The organism is Rhizobium sp. FY34 (assembly GCF_005222845.1).
GTDB lineage: Bacteria > Pseudomonadota > Alphaproteobacteria > Rhizobiales > Rhizobiaceae > Neorhizobium.
Genome location: NZ_STFZ01000036.1, coordinates 410,881 through 426,972, shown reverse-complemented (window position 1 = coordinate 426,972; position 16,092 = coordinate 410,881). Strand labels below are relative to the sequence as shown.

The 16,092-nt window shown below is 59.4% G+C and carries 16 protein-coding genes and 1 tRNA gene; 12 read left to right on the top strand and 5 right to left on the bottom strand.

Features of this window, described 5'->3' with window-relative positions; all coding sequences use genetic code 11:
• Positions 1-20 precede the first annotated feature (20 nt).
• The gene (locus tag E8M77_RS23215) at positions 21-845 is read left to right on the top strand and encodes a class III extradiol ring-cleavage dioxygenase (protein WP_137132974.1); all 825 of its coding nucleotides are present in this window, start codon (positions 21-23) and stop codon (positions 843-845) included.
• Between the two features lie 3 nt (positions 846-848).
• Here E8M77_RS23215 and E8M77_RS23210 read toward each other — a convergent pair whose 3' ends face one another.
• On the bottom strand, positions 849-1,946 hold the full coding sequence (locus E8M77_RS23210; protein WP_137132973.1) for a COX15/CtaA family protein: 1,098 nt from the start codon (positions 1,944-1,946) through the stop codon (positions 849-851).
• Between the two features lie 215 nt (positions 1,947-2,161).
• On the opposite strand from E8M77_RS23210, the gene E8M77_RS23205 reads away from it, so the two are divergent.
• Together E8M77_RS23205 and E8M77_RS23200 are read left to right on the top strand one after the other, a co-directional pair.
• Complete coding sequence (locus E8M77_RS23205; RefSeq protein WP_137132972.1) at positions 2,162-2,377, top strand: DUF2842 domain-containing protein; 216 nt, start codon at positions 2,162-2,164, stop codon at positions 2,375-2,377.
• A 117-nt stretch (positions 2,378-2,494) separates the two neighbouring features.
• Positions 2,495-3,766, top strand: a complete 1,272-nt coding sequence (locus E8M77_RS23200; RefSeq protein WP_246659383.1) for a GNAT family N-acetyltransferase — start codon at positions 2,495-2,497, stop codon at positions 3,764-3,766.
• A 46-nt stretch (positions 3,767-3,812) separates the two neighbouring features.
• Here the strand turns inward: E8M77_RS23200 and E8M77_RS23195 are convergent, their stop codons facing one another.
• Entirely contained in the window at positions 3,813-6,125 is a 2,313-nt protein-coding gene (locus tag E8M77_RS23195; protein WP_137132970.1) for a Wzz/FepE/Etk N-terminal domain-containing protein, read from the bottom strand.
• 221 nt (positions 6,126-6,346) lie between these two features.
• Between E8M77_RS23195 and E8M77_RS23190 the strand changes: the two genes are divergently transcribed.
• From E8M77_RS23190 to E8M77_RS23155, 8 genes are all read left to right on the top strand, one after another.
• Positions 6,347-6,898, top strand: a complete 552-nt coding sequence (locus tag E8M77_RS23190; protein ID WP_246659382.1) for a polysaccharide biosynthesis/export family protein — start codon at positions 6,347-6,349, stop codon at positions 6,896-6,898.
• A 5-nt stretch (positions 6,899-6,903) separates the two neighbouring features.
• Positions 6,904-8,052: a glycosyltransferase family 4 protein gene (locus E8M77_RS23185; protein ID WP_137132968.1), complete on the top strand. Its 1,149-nt coding sequence runs from the start codon at positions 6,904-6,906 to the stop codon at positions 8,050-8,052.
• An 80-nt stretch (positions 8,053-8,132) separates the two neighbouring features.
• Positions 8,133-9,686 (top strand): undecaprenyl-phosphate glucose phosphotransferase, encoded by a 1,554-nt coding sequence (locus E8M77_RS23180; protein WP_137132967.1) that lies wholly within the window; start codon positions 8,133-8,135, stop codon positions 9,684-9,686.
• Positions 9,683-10,921 (top strand): O-antigen ligase family protein, encoded by a 1,239-nt coding sequence (locus tag E8M77_RS23175; RefSeq protein ID WP_246659371.1) that lies wholly within the window; start codon positions 9,683-9,685, stop codon positions 10,919-10,921. The genes E8M77_RS23180 and E8M77_RS23175 overlap by 4 nt, the downstream gene beginning before the upstream one ends.
• 55 nt (positions 10,922-10,976) lie before the next feature.
• Complete coding sequence (locus E8M77_RS23170) at positions 10,977-11,270, top strand: helix-turn-helix transcriptional regulator (RefSeq protein WP_137132966.1); 294 nt, start codon at positions 10,977-10,979, stop codon at positions 11,268-11,270.
• Between the two features lie 14 nt (positions 11,271-11,284).
• Positions 11,285-11,518 (top strand): hypothetical protein, encoded by a 234-nt coding sequence (locus tag E8M77_RS23165; RefSeq protein WP_137132965.1) that lies wholly within the window; start codon positions 11,285-11,287, stop codon positions 11,516-11,518.
• Between the two features lie 113 nt (positions 11,519-11,631).
• On the top strand, positions 11,632-11,820 hold the full coding sequence (locus E8M77_RS23160) for a hypothetical protein (protein ID WP_137132964.1): 189 nt from the start codon (positions 11,632-11,634) through the stop codon (positions 11,818-11,820).
• A 176-nt stretch (positions 11,821-11,996) separates the two neighbouring features.
• A tRNA-Pro gene (locus tag E8M77_RS23155) sits at positions 11,997-12,073 on the top strand.
• A gap of 285 nt (positions 12,074-12,358) precedes the next feature.
• On the opposite strand, the gene E8M77_RS23150 is transcribed toward E8M77_RS23155, so the two are convergent.
• Positions 12,359-13,288 carry a LysR family transcriptional regulator gene (locus E8M77_RS23150; RefSeq protein ID WP_137132963.1) on the bottom strand — a complete coding sequence of 310 codons (930 nt, stop codon included), beginning with the start codon at positions 13,286-13,288 and terminating at the stop codon, positions 12,359-12,361.
• A gap of 107 nt (positions 13,289-13,395) precedes the next feature.
• Here E8M77_RS23150 and E8M77_RS23145 point away from each other — a divergent pair, with 107 nt between their 5' ends.
• Complete coding sequence (locus E8M77_RS23145; protein WP_137132962.1) at positions 13,396-14,394, top strand: Zn-dependent oxidoreductase; 999 nt, start codon at positions 13,396-13,398, stop codon at positions 14,392-14,394.
• Positions 14,395-15,015: 621 nt separating this feature from the next.
• On the opposite strand, the gene E8M77_RS23140 is transcribed toward E8M77_RS23145, so the two are convergent.
• Positions 15,016-15,552 carry a MerR family transcriptional regulator gene (locus E8M77_RS23140; protein WP_137132961.1) on the bottom strand — a complete coding sequence of 179 codons (537 nt, stop codon included), beginning with the start codon at positions 15,550-15,552 and terminating at the stop codon, positions 15,016-15,018.
• 188 nt (positions 15,553-15,740) lie between these two features.
• Positions 15,741-16,079, bottom strand: coding sequence for an integration host factor subunit alpha (locus tag E8M77_RS23135; protein ID WP_137132960.1), 339 nt, complete (start codon positions 16,077-16,079; stop codon positions 15,741-15,743).
• Positions 16,080-16,092 lie beyond the last annotated feature (13 nt).

Here is a 16,092-nt window from a genome sequence, read left to right as displayed (position 1 = left end):
TCAAATAGGGTGGATTGGCCATGACGCAGAGATTTCCCGTTTATTTCATTCCCCATGGCGGCGGCCCCTGGCCGTTCATGGAGTTTCCGAAGAATGCAGCCGGGCGCGGCCCCTGGGATGAGCTTGCCGGCTTCCTGCGCGGGCTGGATGCCGAAATCGGCCGGCGGCCCAAGGCTGTGCTGGTTGTGTCCGGCCACTGGGAAACAGAGCCGGTGCCGACGCTGAGCACCGCACCACAGCCCGGCATGCTGTTTGATTACTACAACTTTCCGCCGCACACCTATGAGCTTTCCTATCCAGCGAAAAACTCGCTGGACCTTGCCGCCCGCGCTCGCCAGCTGCTTGCGCAAGCCGGGATCGATTCGGCGGAAAATGACAGTCGCGGTTTCGACCACGGCGTCTTCATTCCTTTCATGCTGATCTATCCGGACGCCGATGTGCCACTGACGATGATTTCGCTGAAAGATACGCTGGATGTGGAAAGCCATATCGCTATCGGCAAGGCGCTGGAGCCGCTGCGCGACGAGGATGTGCTGATCATCGCGTCCGGCATGACCTATCACAACATGCCGATGTTTCGCAAAGCAGAGCCGGACCATGTGGCCCAGGCGGTGCGCTTCGACGATTGGCTGGCGCAGGCTGTGTCGGAAGCCGATCCACAAACACGTGCGCAGCGTCTTGCACAATGGGACCAGAACCCGGATGCGTTGGCCTGCCATGTGCCGGACCATGACCATCTGGTGCCGCTGTTTGTTGCAGCCGGCGCGGCCGGCAGGGATCAGGGCGCCCGCGTCTTCACGACAGATTTCCTCGGAAAGCCCTATTCCGGCTTTCGCTTCGGCTAAGCTTTAAGCGACAGGCGCGGCTGCATCGCGCCTGAATTCGCCGTAAAAGCCGCGCCAGTGCGCAACCGCATAGCCCAGCACCATCAGGCCGCCGGCCTGATGCAGAAGGCCGAGTTCAATCGGCACATGGGCGACAAGAGTGACAATGCCGATCGACGCCTGCAGGCAGACGAGACCGAACAGCTTCATGGCGCCGCGGGCATGAGTTGAGCCAGGAGCCAGCCGCATGGATTGCCACATGTGGATAAATGTCATGGCAAGCAGAAGATAGGCACCGCAACGGTGGACGAACTGCACCGTCTTCGGATTTTCAAACAGATTGATCCACCAGGGCTGCTGGATGAAAAGATCGGCAGGCACAAGCGCGCCATCCATCAGCGGCCAGGTATTGTAGGAAAAGCCCGCATCGAGACCGGCCACCAGCGCGCCGAGATAGATCTGGAACAGAGCGAGGAAGGCAAGACCGCCTGCCGCCAGATAGGAATGCCGGCTCGGCGGCTGATCCTGGATCTGCCGGGTCAGCCCGCGCATGATCCACACACAGCCCGAAAAGATCAGGCAGGCGATCGTCAGATGCGTGGCCAGCCGATATTGTGATACATCGGTGCGCACCGAAAGCCCGGAAGACACCATCCACCAGCCGATAAAACCCTGGAAACCGCCCAGCGCCAGAAGCCCGACCAGCGGCAGTCGCAGCCTTTTCTCGACGCGGCCTGTCGCCCAGAAAAACACCAGCGGCAGTGCAAAGATCAGCCCGATCATGCGCGCCAGCAGGCGATGGCCCCATTCCCACCAGAAGATCGTCTTGAACTCATCGAGCGACATGCCGCGATTGATCTGCTGGTACTGGGGGATTTGCCGGTAGAGTTGAAGTTCCTCCTCCCACTCTGCCACGCTGAGCGGCGGGATGACGCCATGGATCGGCTTCCACTCGGTGATGGAGAGACCGGAATCGGTCAGCCGCGTTGCGCCGCCAACCACCACGAGACAGACGAGCGTGAGAATGACAAGTTGCAGCCAGCGCCGGAGCAGTGTGCGGTTCTGGTCGATCCTGCGACTGGTCTCTTGACCACTCAAGACAATTGCATCCGTCGTCGCCATTTCATCTCCTGACATTTATCAACAATGCCGTATCGGTCCGGCGAGGATTTTCGACAACGTCCGGGAGGCAAAAGCGCTCCGGCGCAATCGGTTTCTATCATAGACACTTGGTATAACACCGTTGATTTGCATCAGGCGCCCGTGCAAAACAAGCCCTTGCGGTTTGCGGCATGCCGTCGCGGTGCCTCGATACGTCATCATCTGGGAGGACCATCATGCCCCTACGGCTGAAGAAATTCATCGGCACGATCCTTATCATCGTGCTTGTGCTGCTCTATGCGCTTTTGGCGACCACCATTGCATCGCTGGCGCTGTCAGCCTCGCCCTGGTGGGTGCATCTTCTCTATTTCGGCCTGTCCGGCATGCTATGGATCCTGCCGGCCATGGTGATCATCAAGTGGATGGCCGGCCCGAAACCCGAGCGGCGCTAATACGCTCTTTACCATGCTGCACGAAGGCCATCTCTGCGCGCCGGGCGTGTAAACGGCTTGTTGCGACATCAGAGGCTAGCCTAAAGCGCGAAAGCGAGGAAACACAGCGTGCAAGGCATGGGCAAGGCGATCAATCCGGGAGACATCGAGGCACGCATCAACGATGCGCAGTCCTGTCCCGTTGCGGCACAGACTTCGGCACCGGCGCAGGTGCCCCTGACGCTGTCGCTGACACGTGATCTTGCCACCATCGAGGATGACTGGCGACGCCTGGAGCAATGCCCCGCCAGTTCGCCGCATCAGGGCTATGACTGGTGCCGCAGCTGGGCCACCGTGCAGGGGCAGGAACCGCTTGTCATCATCGGGCGCCAGGCAAACCAGGTGGTGATGATGCTACCGCTGGAGATCGTCACGCGCTTGGGCGTGCGCACCGCACGCTTTCCCGGCGGACGTTTCAACAACCTGAACACCGGGCTTTTTGACCCGGCGCTGCAGCTATCGGTTCACGAGCAACAGGATCTGGCGGACAAGATCCGCCATTGCCTGTCAGGCCGGGCCGATCTCCTGCTGCTCGACATGCTGCCGGAAAGTTGGGCCCTGCATCGCCACCCGCTGGCTGACCTTGCCCATTTCGACCATCCGAATGCATCCTTCCAGCTACCGCTGCTGCCGAGCTTCGAGGCAACGCTTTCCCAGCTGAATGCCAAGCGCCGGCGCAAGAAATTCCGCACCCAGACACGGCGCCTGGAAGACATGGGCGGCTATGAACTCTATCTGCCGGCCACCGCCCAGGAACGCCATGATCTGCTCGATCTGTTTTTTGCGCAAAAGCGCATCCGCTTCGAGGCGCAGGGCCTGCCGGATGCCTTTATCGATCCCACCGTACAGCGCGTCTTCCACGCGCTGATCGACAGTGAACCGCGTGGTCGTGACCATCCGCTGGCGCTGCAGGCCATTCGCCTGAAGGCCGGCGGCGAAGGCGCGATTGCCGCCATTGCCGGCATCACCTCTCTTGGCGACCAGATCATCTGCCAGTTCGGCTCGATCGACGAGAGCCGGGTTCCCGATGCAAGCCCCGGCGAGCTGCTGTTCTGGCTGATGATCGAAAAGGCCTGCGCTGAGGGCTACCGGGTTTTCAATTTCGGCATTGGCGACCAGCTCTACAAACGCAGCTGGTGTCCCGTCGAAACGCGGCATCGCGATATCATGATCCCCATTTCACTGATCGGCCGCATCGCCACGCTCGGCCATGTGGCCGCAAGCCGGGCGACCGCCGCCATCAAGCGCCGCCCCCTCCTCTACCGCCGTCTCCAGCGCCTGCGCTCCGGGCAGATATTTGCCGCAAGAGACAATCGCCCCGATCCGGTGACGGAACGGGGCGAGGATTGATCGAAGAGATCGAGCCAGGTGTGGCGCCCGGCGTCTTTACAGAAGGTCAGGCAGCGTAACGACCGCTGGCGGTTGGCCGATCGTTCAGCGAAGACGACATGACCAGCACGTTTTCATGGCCCGCCGTCTCGTATTCGGCAGTCAGCTCGGCAATATCCTCGCTGCTGATCTTCGGCAGCGACAGGATGACCTCCGCTTTCGCGCCACGGGTCAGCCGCTCGAGACTGCGCACATCGGCATTGCCGCATTCCACCAGAACCACGTCATAGGTCCCGGCAAGCGCATCGAGAACCATGCCGAGGCGCTCGATACCGCGCATGGCCTGCGCCGCATCGGCCATGCCCTGCGGAATGATATGCGCATCCGACAGTCGGTCAGGATGGATCGTCTCGCCGAATGGCGTCGTGCCGCACAGAAGATCGGTAATGCCGGGCAGTCTGGTATTGTCCGCCATCAGCCGTGTCGGGCAGGCCGAACCGGTCATATCGATCAGCACCACGCTGCGATTGGCCTCGGCAATCTCGCGGGCAAGAAGAACGCTGGCCGTCGAGCCCTCATCGCCGGTGGGCGAGACCAGAACGGCAAGCGGGCTGCCGCGGCGCAGAAGATAGTCGCGCACCGCCTCAAGGCTGAGCGCCGCTGAGCCGGAGGCCAGTGCATCGGCATCCTCTTTGTCGATCGCAGCCACGGCAGAGGGCGGTGTTTCCGCCTCTGCCCCGGCATCATCGATGACGATGTCCGGTCGCGGCACATCGACGTCGCCGGGCGGCACCTGCCCGACTGGACGTTTCAGAGCCGCAAGATCGCGCTCCACCTGACGGGTGAATTCCTGCCGCTCATCCTCGCCCAGTTCAGCCACAGGCAGCGACTGTTGCACGGCTGCCGGCATGACCGGCGGCAGCGCCTGGAGCGCCATGGCTGGCGAAACGGCATCGCCTGCCTCGATTACCTCTTCCTCGCGGCGATCGGACGCGCGAAGGCCTCGACCGCTGAACAGGGCCGCGACAATGATGCCGATCACATGCAGGATGAGAGCGGCGAGCGTCATGACAATGGTGATCGGAATGATCTTCGGGAAATAGGGCTCCACCGGATCGATTGCGGTCGAAACGATGCGCGCATCCGCAGGCGTCGAATTGGGATCGACGCGCGAAGATGCCTCGCGGTAGCGGGCGAGATAGGTTTCCAGCAACTGCCGCTGCGCCGTGGCTTCCCGCTCGAGCGCCCGTAGGCCGACTTCTTCGTCACCGGAGCGGGCCGAATCGGCCTTCAGGCCGTTCAACTGCGCCATCAGCTGGGTTTCCCGCAGCTTGCCGACATTGGCCTCGCTTTCCAGGCTGCCGAGGATCTTGCGGGTTTCGGCCTCGATCTGCTGGCGGATGCCGGAGAGCTGGCCGCGAAGGCCTTTCAGGCGCGGATGGCCATCCATCAGAGCAATCGATGCCTGGGCAATCTCGGCCTGCACATTGGCCTCGGTTTCCTTCAGGCGCTGGATCATGGCCGAACCGACGACATCGCCGAGCGTATCGGAGTTGCGGCCGGATTTCAGCGCGGCGCGGACATTTTCAGCCCGCGCTTCGGCATTGGCGCGTTCGCCGCGCACGCGAGCAAGCTCGGCTGAAATATCGTTCAACTGCTGGGAGGAAAAGCTGGTATTTTCGCCCGACTGGAAAAGCCCGGCGGAGGTGCGGTAATCGGCCACCTTCTGTTCGGCCTCGCGCACGCGGTCACGCAGAGTTGCAATTTCCGGCTCCAGCCAGCGGGTGGCGTCGGTGTGGGTGCCGAGCTTTGCTCCGCTCTGCATGGTCAGATAGACCTCGGCCATGCGGTTGGGGATGGCTGCGGCAAGCTTTGGATCTTCCGACGCCATTTCAATGGCGATAACGCGCGATCCTTCGACGGGATAGACCTGCAGCTTCTCGCGGAATGTCTTGATCACCCGCTCATCGGAGGGAAGATTCATCGGATCCGGCTTCAGACCCAGAAGCACGAGCAGATTGGGCAGAGACGAATGGGCGTCTGGATCGAACTCCTTCAGCGCGCTGAGGTTCAGATCCCGCGCCACCTGCTGGATGAGATCCGCCGACTGCAGGATCTGCGCCTGGCTGACAATATTATACTGGTCGAGCACCGGCTCATTGGCGCCCTGCGGCTCCTGCCCGGCAATATTGGTTCCACGCGCCTCGATCAGAATGCGTGTCTCGGCCTTGAAATCAGGCGTCATGAAGCTTGCGCCGACAAAGGCAAGAACACCGACAATCGCGGTGGTGGCCAGGATGGTGCGCCGCCGATCCCAGACGGCCGCAAACAGCTGACCAATATCGATATCCGCATCCTGATTGCCGCTTACGCCTGACATGGCCTGCTCCACTTGTGACCTTAACATGGAACCGTAAAGGATCATGGTAAGCGTGACGTTAACGGCAGATGAAAAGCCCTGTCGTTACGTAAAGTGGCAAGAAAACATGTTTCAGTGTCCTATCTTTACCAGCCATTAACCCTAACGGACCGATAACAGCGTCAGTTGGTTTCTTGAGCCGGAGTTCCGCGCGGATGACATTCGCACGACGCAAATCCCCGATGTCATTGGTCCTGACCGCCTGTGTTATGGCGGGTCTGGCTGGGTGCGCATCCACACAGCCGGCGCCGAAATCGTTCAGCCAGGCAAGCCTGCAACCCTATCGTCTCGATAGCGGCGACCGGCTGCGGGTGGCGGTGTTCGAACAGCCAAGCCTGTCCAATACCTATACGGTAGACCAGGCCGGCTATATTTCCTTCCCGCTGATCGGCCAGGTGCCGGCACGCGGCCAGACGCTGGCAAGCCTTGAAGGCGCCATCGCCACGCAATTGAAGAAGGGCTATCTGCGCGATCCGGACGTGACGATCGAGGTTGATCGCTACCGCCCTGTCTTCGTCATGGGCGAAGTTGGACGCCCCGGCCAGTATTCCTATGTGCCGGGCATGACAGCGCAGAATGCCGTTGCCATTGCCGGCGGCTTCACCGCCCGCGGCAATCGCCGCGATATCGACGTGACCCGACGCATCAACGGCACTGTCATCACCGGTCGCACGCCGATTGCCAGCCCGATTCTTGCCGGCGATACGGTCTATGTCCGCGAGCGGTTGTTCTGATTTCGATGGCTGCCGCAACGCCTCTCAAGATCATCCACTGTTTTCGCTCGCCGATTGGCGGCATTTTCCGGCATGTCCGGGATCTCGTCGAAGAACATGCAAAGGCCGGCCACCAGGTGGGCATTCTCTGCGACAGTTCGACCGGCGGAGCGCATGAGGAAAGGCTGTTTGCAGCGATTGAACCGCATCTGGCGCTGGGTCTGATCCGGCTGCCGATCCGCCGCTCGATCAGCCCGACCGACCTGGCGGCACTTTACGCCAGTTACAAGCATATCAAAAGTTTGCAGCCTGATGTTCTGCACGGACATGGCGCCAAGGGTGGCGTTGTGGCACGGCTCATCGGCTCACTCCTGCGGGTGAACAGGTATTGCGTAGCCCGCCTCTATTCACCGCATGGCGGCAGCCTGCATTATGACAGGGCAACACCCGCCGGCCAGGCGGTGTTGCGGCTTGAGCGCTTCCTCGAACGCTTCTGCGATCAACTGGTGTTCGTCTGCGATTACGAACGCCGCACCTATTCGCAAAAGGTCGGCGCGCCGCGCATCCCCTCGCAAGTCATCTATAACGGCATTACCGAGGCAGAATTTGCGCCGGTTGCCCTTGCGCCGGATGCCCGCGATTTCCTCTATATCGGCATGATGCGCGACCTCAAAGGGCCGGACGTGTTCATCGATGCCTTCATGGCTACGGAAAAAGCGCTGGGGCGCCGCCTCTCCGCCACCATGGTAGGCGACGGCCCCGACAAGCAGCGCTACCGCGCAATACTGACAGAGCGCAGCCTGACCGATCGAGTGGCGCTGCTCGATGCCATGCCGGCCCGCGAGGCCTTTGCGCTGTCACGCACCATCATCGTACCCTCGCGTGCCGAAGCCATGCCCTACATTGTGCTGGAAGCGCTAGCGGCCGAAAAGCCGGTGATTGCCAGCCGCGTCGGCGGCATACCGGAAGTGCTGGGCACCGACAGTGCAGCACTTGCCATTCCCGGCGATCCGACAGACCTTTCCCGCCTGATGCTGGACGTGTTGCAGTCGCCCGACTGGCAGGCCCGCGTCATGCCGCGCCCGGACGCCTTCAAGACGGTCTTTTCCTCCTCCGCGATGGCGCAACAGATGCTTGATCTCTACCAGGGACTGGTTAGCTCAAAGCTTTCTTAGTATCTTCCTGATAACGCTGGTCATTGCGCAAAATGGCACAGTCTGCCCGATGCGCCTGACCGACGGATGGGATCCTTGCGATGAGCGAGCCGGCAAAGCAGGAAGAATTGGACGTTGACGCACTGCGCCGTAAGGTGGCGGAATTTTACGATCGCAGCCCATCCGGCCCGCAGGAACCGGTACCCGAACTCAACGCCTTCGCGCGCCAGATCGCCGAACAGTTCCGCGATATCAACACGACGCCATCCCTGCTGATCGGTCAGTTTCGCCTGTTCGAATTCCTCCTCTTAACCGTTATCGGCCTGCTAGCCGGCCTTTTTTCCGGCTTTGACGGGCAGACGGCGTTTTTCCTGCATCTTCTCGTCAATGTGACGCTGTCGGCGCTGACGGTGCTGTTCATTCAGGTGGCGGACGGCTACCAGATCCCGACCTTGCGCCTGCCGCGCCGTCAATTGCACCGGATGCTGATTGCCTGGAGCGCCGCTTTCCTCCTGGTCCAGGGCACAACTGCGCTGACCGATCTTCTCCTGCCGGCAGGACAGTTGATCGGCTGGTATATCGCCGGCATCGTCACTCTCATTGTCCTGCGGCTCACCATTGCCTTTGGTATTCGCAACTGGTCACGCAACGGCATCATGGAACGCCGCGCCGTGATTGTCGGCGGCGGACAACCGGCCAAGGACCTGGTGCGGGCGCTTGAACAGCAGGCAGACAATGACATCCGCATCTGCGGCATTTTCGATGATCGCGGCAGCAGCGCGCGTTCTCCCGATATGGTTGCGGGCTATCCCAAGCTCGGCACTTTCGGCGAACTGGTGGAATTTGCCCGGCTGGCGCGCATTGACATGCTGATCATCGCTTTGCCTGCCTCGGCCGAACAGCGCATCCTGCAACTGGTCAAAAAGCTCTGGGTTCTGCCGGTCGATATCCGGCTGGCAGCCCATGCCCATCGCCTGCGCTTTCGCCCGCGCGCCTATAGCCATGTCGGCACGGTGCCGATGCTCGACATTTTCGACAAGCCGCTGCGCGACTGGGATTCGGTTGCCAAGCGCATTTTCGACGTGGCGTTTTCGCTGATTGCCCTATCGCTTCTGTGGCCGGTGATGCTTGGCTGCGCGATTGCCGTGAAGACCACATCCAAGGGGCCGGTGCTCTTCGTACAGAAGCGCCACGGCTTCAACAACGAAGTCATCAATGTTTTGAAATTCCGCTCGATGTATACTGAGCTGAGCGATCCGACAGCCAAGCGCGCCGTGACCAAGAACGATCCGCGCGTGACCCCGGTTGGTCGCTTCCTGCGCAAATCCTCGCTCGACGAATTGCCGCAATTCATCAACGCACTGCGCGGCGAACTTTCGCTGGTTGGACCCCGCCCGCACGCCGTGCATGCCCAGACCGGCGATCGCAAATATGTGGATGTGGTGGAAAGCTATTTTGCCCGCCACCGGGTGAAGCCCGGCGTGACCGGCTGGGCGCAGATCAACGGTCTGCGCGGCGAGCTGGACAGCGACGAAAAGATCCGCGCCCGCACCGCCTATGATCTCGACTATATCGAAAACTGGTCGCTCTGGCTGGACCTGAAAATCCTGGTTCTGACGCCAATCCGGCTTCTCAACACGGAGAATGCCTATTGAGCGCGGTCGTCGATAGCGGGCATCGCCCCTTCAACCCGCAACTGGCGGCCGTACGCATCATCGGCTCGGCCATGGTGGCCTTCGGCGTCTTCCTGTCCGGCTTCGTCATTTCCGAACCTGCCCCTTACGAACTGATGCTGGTGGTGCAGATCGCCATCTGGTTCCTGCTGGGGCTAAAGATCTCGCGCGCCGTGGCGCCGTTGCTCATCCTGCTGCTCGTCTTCAACATTGGCGGAATGCTGTCGCTGACCGTGATGGCCGACATGTCCGGCGGTCCGATGTATATCGCCGTCTCGCTGTTTCTAGCGCTGACATCGGTATTTTATGCCGCCATCATCGAAGATGGGCATCAGCGCCTGAAGCTGATCTTCCAGGCCTGGGTGGCAGGCGCCACCATCACGTCGATCCTCGGCATTCTGGGGTATTTCCACGCCTTTCCAGGGGCAGAAGTTTTTACACTCTATGATCGCGCCAAGGGTGCCTTCCAGGATCCCAATGTTTTCGGTCCCTATCTGGTCGCCCCTGCCCTCTATCTGATGTATCGCCTGCTGTCCGACTCACTGGCCCGCTCGCCGCTTTATGTCGCCGGTCTTCTGGTGCTGGTGCTCGGCATCTTCCTGTCTTTTTCCCGTGCCGCCTGGGGCCTGTTCCTGTTTTCTGCCCTGGCGCTGGTCATTGTAATGCTTCTGAAAGAGCGCACCGCCGCCTTCCGGCTGAAAATCTTCACGCTGTCGATAGCCGCCGTCCTTCTGCTGATGCTGGCCATCGGCGGCGCCATGCAGTCTAAAAAAGTCTCCGATCTCTTCCTCAACCGCGCCAAGCTGGTGCAGGAATATGACGGCGCACGGCTTGGCCGCTTCGAGCGCCACAAGATCGGCTTCCTGATGGCCATGGAACGGCCTCTCGGCCTCGGCCCCATGGTGCTCGGCAAGATGTTTGGCGAGGACGAGCACAATGTCTGGCTGAAGTCGCTCACCACCTATGGATGGCTCGGCTTTGTCGCCTATGTGACGCTGATCTGGGCAACGCTGATCATCGGCTTTCGAGCACTTCTGCGCGAGCGCCCCTGGCAACCCTATCTGATGATCGCCTGGATCGTCCTTGCAGGCCATGCGCTGATCGGCAATGTCATCGACCTCGACCACTGGCGGCATATGTATTTGCTGTTTGGCGTGATTTGGGGCTGCCATGCGCTGGAATGGCGCTTCCAGCGGGAAAAACACAGGCTCGCTTAGGCTCTGGAGCACCACGGCCCTTGACCTTGCCGCTCCAGGGGCCAGATCATGTCTCATGATCACAGCACAGCAAATCCGCGCAGCGCGCGCCATGGTAGATCTCTCCATCGACATCCTTGCCAGCGAAAGCGGGCTCTCCGCCGCCAGCATTTCAGCCATCGAGCGCGGCGAGAATGCCGGCGACATGCAGGCCCTCACCCGGCTTCGTCAGACGCTGGAAATGCGTGGGATCGTCTTTCTGAGGCCCGGCGAGGATGATCCGGGCGTCGGTCCCGGCCTGCGCCTTCGATTGCGTGCCGGCGATGAAGGCATGCGACCGGAAAGCCTCAGTTCCGCCAATGATGGTTGAGCTTTGAGGCCAGATTGCCGCATCTGACGAAACTCCTGGAACATATCTTCGACATCGGCGTTGAACGTCGCATTCCGAAGAATATCAAGGAGTATCCCATGGTCCGCAGCAATAGTCTCTATCTCGTTATCGGCGCGCTGGTCGTCGCCGTCGTCGGGCTTGGCGCCTATGTCGTGCGCGAAGAGACAAAGCCGAAGGGCGTCGAGATGAGCATCACCAGCGACGGTGTCAAAGTCGAGGAAAATTGACGCGCATCAAGGACAGTATATTTGCACTTCATAAACTATATAAGTGCAAATTTGGTTGGGAACAATCAAGCCTTGGCGTCATTCATTGATAACCGGAGCGTGGGGGACAAGACATGAGCATTCATCTCGAACCGCAGCCAGCAGATATGCCCGGCTATAAGAAGGTCTGGAACGTCAGCGAATTCGCCAAGCGTTATCGCCTTGATATGCGCGAGGAAAACCGTCTGCAAAAGCTGCTCGGCCCATTTGCTTCTGAACAGGAACTGCTGATGAACGCGACGCGCACGCCGCTCTATCGCTGAGCAAGGGCACCCCTGCCCTGCTTTGCGCCGGACCTGTTGGCTGCCTGTGCCAGACACGGCTTTGCCATTCCGGCGCAGACACGACACCGCTCAACAAGTTTTCCCCAGCCGGCTACTTTGTTCTTGCACCGGCAACGTCAAGTCAGTATGGAGAACGTGCTTCGAAAGAAGCGGGTCGGGGCGTAGCGCAGCCCGGTAGCGCACTTGACTGGGGGTCAAGGGGTCGTCGGTTCAAATCCGGCCGCCCCGACCAATTATCCCTTGAAATCCCAGTCACACTGATTTCAGACGAGACAGACAGAAGTCGGTGAAAGCCGTCTTTTTTGTTGTGCGGCGGACAATATTTACCCCGCGTAAAGCCCAGTCCCTCACCGAAATGTGGAATCCCATTAGATACGGGTGCCAGATCCGCTTGTGGCATGGTGTTTGGAGCGACTTATCTTGCGGGAAATATCTTCTTGAAGCATTCGCCCCTCACCTGAGGCAAAACGTTGGTCTTGCGATTTCAAAAAAATCGTTCGCAAAACTGTCGCTTTATTTAAGAATTTCGCGAGACAGTCACTGCATCTTTGAAGGTGCGACTTTGGGATGCCATATGCTCAATCACAAAATCCGCAAAAGCCCGAACCTTTGGGGAAAGCTGGCGACTTGACTGCCAGACGAGAGAAAGTGATCCGAGCGGCACCATAAAGGATGTGAGAACCGGAATCAGTCCGCCATTCTGAATATATGGCTCCGCGACGTAAACGGGTAAGTGGGCCAACCCCAGCCCTGCCAAAGCTGCCTGTAATCCAGCATCCGTATTGTTGAATGTCAGCGCTCTAGGCAGGATAAGCCGCTCGTGGGGAGCTTTGAATGCCCAGGGAGCAACCCGACCGCTAGACGGGTATTTGAAATGAACACAAGCGTGCTCAGTCAAATCAGCCGGCATCTGTGGTCTGCCTCGACGGCAAAGGTAATCCGGACTACCGCAAACGACAAAGTGCTGCTGGCAAAGGGTGCGGGCGATCAACCCGCTATCGGCCATTTCGCCGCTGCGCACGACGATATCCACACCATCCGCAACAAGATCGACGACCCGGTCCTCGAAATCGACATCCAACTCGATGTCAGGAAACGAGCGTACGAAAATTGGCAGGATTGGCATGAACAGATGATGCCCGAAAATATGGGGCATGCTGACGCGTAATCGCCCTGCCGGATTATCTCTACTTTGCAGAATCGTTGCTTCAGCATCTCCAAGATCGTCGACAATGCGCTTGCATCGCTCGTAAAATACCGCGCCGGCCTCCGTCAGGCTCATTTTGCGTGTCGTACGGTGAAACAGCCGCACGCCCAGGCGTTTTTCGAGGCGAGCCACTGCCTTTCCGACAGCCGACGGTGACAATCCCATAATGCGAGCGGCGGCCACGTAACTCTGTTGTTCGGAGGTATGAATGAAGGCAGCGATGGCGCTCAGGCTTTCCATGGGACCTCAATTAAGGACATTTTGTCCGTTCAGTAACGCAAATTACCAATCTTTATCAATACTAAAGATAAAATATCCTTCACACATCCGAAGCCGAAGGATTTGCTATGAAGGCCATTTGTGTAACATCGACGCGCGGACTTGAAGTTCGTGACGTACCCCTCCCAACCGACCCGCCTGTTGGCCACGTGCTCATCGATATGGACTCAGCCGCAATCAATCACGGAGACAAGGCATTCCTGGCGGGGCCACTTGCCGGAGGCAATGTCGTTCCCACCAGCCGTTACGATGTGTGGGGCGCGTCTGGCGCGGGGGTTGTCATCGCCATCGGACCCGGCGTTCCAGCCGGTCTGCTTGGCAGGACGGTGGCGGTCTATAAATCGCTGAGCAGGAGCCCGGAAACGATAGGACTCTGGTGCGAACGGGCACAGGTTCCTTATACATGCTGCGTTGCCTTGCCGGCGGATGTCCGGCCGCGCGACTACAGCGGTTCGCTTGTCAACATCATGACGGCCTATGCCTTTCTCTCGGAGGTTCGGTCCGCTGGCCATCGAGGCGTTGTCGTTACGGCCGGGCGCTCGGCGACCGCCAGAGCCCTGGCGTCTATCGCTCGCCGGTGGAATGTACCAGCGGTCTTCGTGGTGCGCGCCGCCTCGGCTGAGCAGCAGTTTCCCGAATGCGATACGCAACAGGTCCTTGCTTTGAACGGCGAAAACTTTGAACGCGAGTTGGCGGTAATAGCGGCAAAAATGGCAACCACCGCCGTATTCGATGGCGTTGGAGGCGAACTGATCAGCCGCATTGCCCCAATCTTGCCGATGGATACAACGATTTACGTCTACGGGTTCCTAGGGGGCCCTGTGTCTGTGTCATTCCCGACATCTCTGATTATGGCCAAGAACATAACCATGCGGAGGTTCAGAGTTTACGAAAGTAAAGCTGTCAAGGATCCGCATCAACTAGCGGCGGCGTTGGATGAGCTCGCCGGAGTGATCGATGATTCCTTGTTCATGACCAAGATCGGTCGGGAATTCAGCTTCGAGAACATTGAGCAAGCGATGGCGTTTGAAAGTGACCATGGCGAAAAGGCTGTGCTTGTCCCTTAATTGAGAGGGATGCTGGGTTGTTAGCCATCTGCGATGGTTCATCCGCCCGATGCCTACCTTACAACGATGATGACTCACAAACAGGAACGCAAAATCGCTCGCAATAATCCTGCAGGCCGTCCGAAAACTCAGTTTGAACTTTGCGCTGCAGAATCTTGTTCTGCAGCGCGGCACCCATGGAAAAGCTGATGCTACTGCGTGCGAGATATGACGGCACTGTTAGCATCACGTTCTAATGAAATTTCTCGAAGGCGAGTTTTTGTTCGGTCTGGCTGAGTTAAGCGACAAAATCGGGCCCGCCGATTATTCAGGGGAACCTCTGTGGCAAAACTCGCTCGCATAAGTCGCAGTCTCGCGAAGGAAATTTGCGACACAAAGTATTCCACATTTCGGTTAAGGGCTTGCGCGTAAAGCGGGGCTTTCTATTTCCGCCAGGCTGCCAAGCTCCTGAATCTCTTCGCCTTTCGGCTACCAACCCCTTGCGGGTGCGTGGGCAGGCCGTTCCCACCTCGAAATTCCTAGCCTAAATATGGGGCCACCGCCCGCACAGGTCAACGCAGCACCCAAAACGATGAGCGAAACGGCCAGGCGATCATCATTACTGCCGGGCGAAAACCGGCCTCACCGCACCTGATCAAGCAGGCGTTTGCATTCCAGAAGGTCGAAAAGCGCTTCCTGCAATAGGGCCCGATCTTCCTTGCCGATCGAGCTTTTGCCGATCGTCACTTCCAGGTCGTCATCATCGTTTGAGCCGCCAAAGCCGAAGAAACGGCCACTGGGCTTGGCCTTCGGGCGCCCGACGATCTGGTCATCCTCGCCGCCGCTAACCTTCGGCTCGCTCTGGCGGTCGCTATTGGCCGCCATGATGGCTTCCATCGTCGCCATATCGCCCGATGCAATGGCGGTGACGAACTTGTTGCCATTGGTCTTCAAGAGCTTCTGCACGCCCTTGATTGTATAGCCGTGATCATAGAGGAGGTGGCGGATGCCCTTCAGCAGATCGACGTCTTCCGGGCGATAATAGCGACGACCGCCGCCGCGCTTCATCGGCTTGATCTGCGGAAAGCGGGTTTCCCAAAAGCGTAGCACATGCTGCGGCAAATCGAGGTCATCGGCAACTTCGCTGATGGTGCGAAAGGCGTCGGGGCTCTTTTCCACGTCTTCATCTCCCGGAATCGTCACGGCCCTTAAGGGCGCCGAACGATTCGCCTTCTTGTGCACTGGCGCAACACAGCCTTCAGCCGACTCACGCTGCGTCAATACGACCTTGGGCCGTATTTCAACGGTTTATGCTGGAGATTTCAAGCGCCGAAACAGATGATGAACAGGCGTATTGCAGTTGCGTCTCACACCGCCGGATTGGCCGGCTTCTGCTTGGCCTTGCGGGCCAAATGCGACTTGAGGATACGCTGCTTCAGCACATTGGATGCCTTGAAAGTCATCACCCGGCGCGGCGAAATCGGCACTTCTTCGCCGGTCTTCGGATTGCGCCCGATGCGCTCGTTCTTCGCCCGCACCTGGAAGGTTGCGAACGACGAAAGCTTGACGAGTTCGCCTCGTACGATGGCGTTACAGATCTCGTCGATCACGGTCTCGACGAGCTCCGCCGATTCCGTTCTGGAGAGTCCGACCTTGCGAAAGACCGACTCCGCCAAGTCTGCCCGTGTCACTGTCTTGCCGGCCATGACCCCCGCCCAT

Excerpts from the sequence above, each read along its gene's own strand:
- E8M77_RS23215 (WP_137132974.1), top strand. The coding sequence starts at position 21 with ATGACGCAGAGATTTCCCGTTTATTTCATTCCCCATGGCGGCGGCCCC.
- E8M77_RS23160 (WP_137132964.1), top strand. The coding sequence starts at position 11,632 with ATGAGCATTCATCTCGAACCGCAGCCAGCAGATATGCCCGGCTATAAG.
- E8M77_RS23150 (WP_137132963.1), bottom strand. The coding sequence starts at position 13,288 with ATGGAAAGCCTGAGCGCCATCGCTGCCTTCATTCATACCTCCGAACAA.
- E8M77_RS23145 (WP_137132962.1), top strand. The coding sequence starts at position 13,396 with ATGAAGGCCATTTGTGTAACATCGACGCGCGGACTTGAAGTTCGTGAC.
- E8M77_RS23205 (WP_137132972.1), top strand. The coding sequence starts at position 2,162 with ATGCCCCTACGGCTGAAGAAATTCATCGGCACGATCCTTATCATCGTG.
- E8M77_RS23185 (WP_137132968.1), top strand. The coding sequence starts at position 6,904 with ATGGCTGCCGCAACGCCTCTCAAGATCATCCACTGTTTTCGCTCGCCG.
- E8M77_RS23180 (WP_137132967.1), top strand. The coding sequence starts at position 8,133 with ATGAGCGAGCCGGCAAAGCAGGAAGAATTGGACGTTGACGCACTGCGC.
- E8M77_RS23200 (WP_246659383.1), top strand. The coding sequence starts at position 2,495 with ATGGGCAAGGCGATCAATCCGGGAGACATCGAGGCACGCATCAACGAT.
- E8M77_RS23170 (WP_137132966.1), top strand. The coding sequence starts at position 10,977 with ATGATCACAGCACAGCAAATCCGCGCAGCGCGCGCCATGGTAGATCTC.
- E8M77_RS23135 (WP_137132960.1), bottom strand. The coding sequence starts at position 16,079 with ATGGCCGGCAAGACAGTGACACGGGCAGACTTGGCGGAGTCGGTCTTT.
- E8M77_RS23190 (WP_246659382.1), top strand. The coding sequence starts at position 6,347 with ATGTCATTGGTCCTGACCGCCTGTGTTATGGCGGGTCTGGCTGGGTGC.
- E8M77_RS23195 (WP_137132970.1), bottom strand. The coding sequence starts at position 6,125 with ATGTCAGGCGTAAGCGGCAATCAGGATGCGGATATCGATATTGGTCAG.
- E8M77_RS23210 (WP_137132973.1), bottom strand. The coding sequence starts at position 1,946 with ATGGCGACGACGGATGCAATTGTCTTGAGTGGTCAAGAGACCAGTCGC.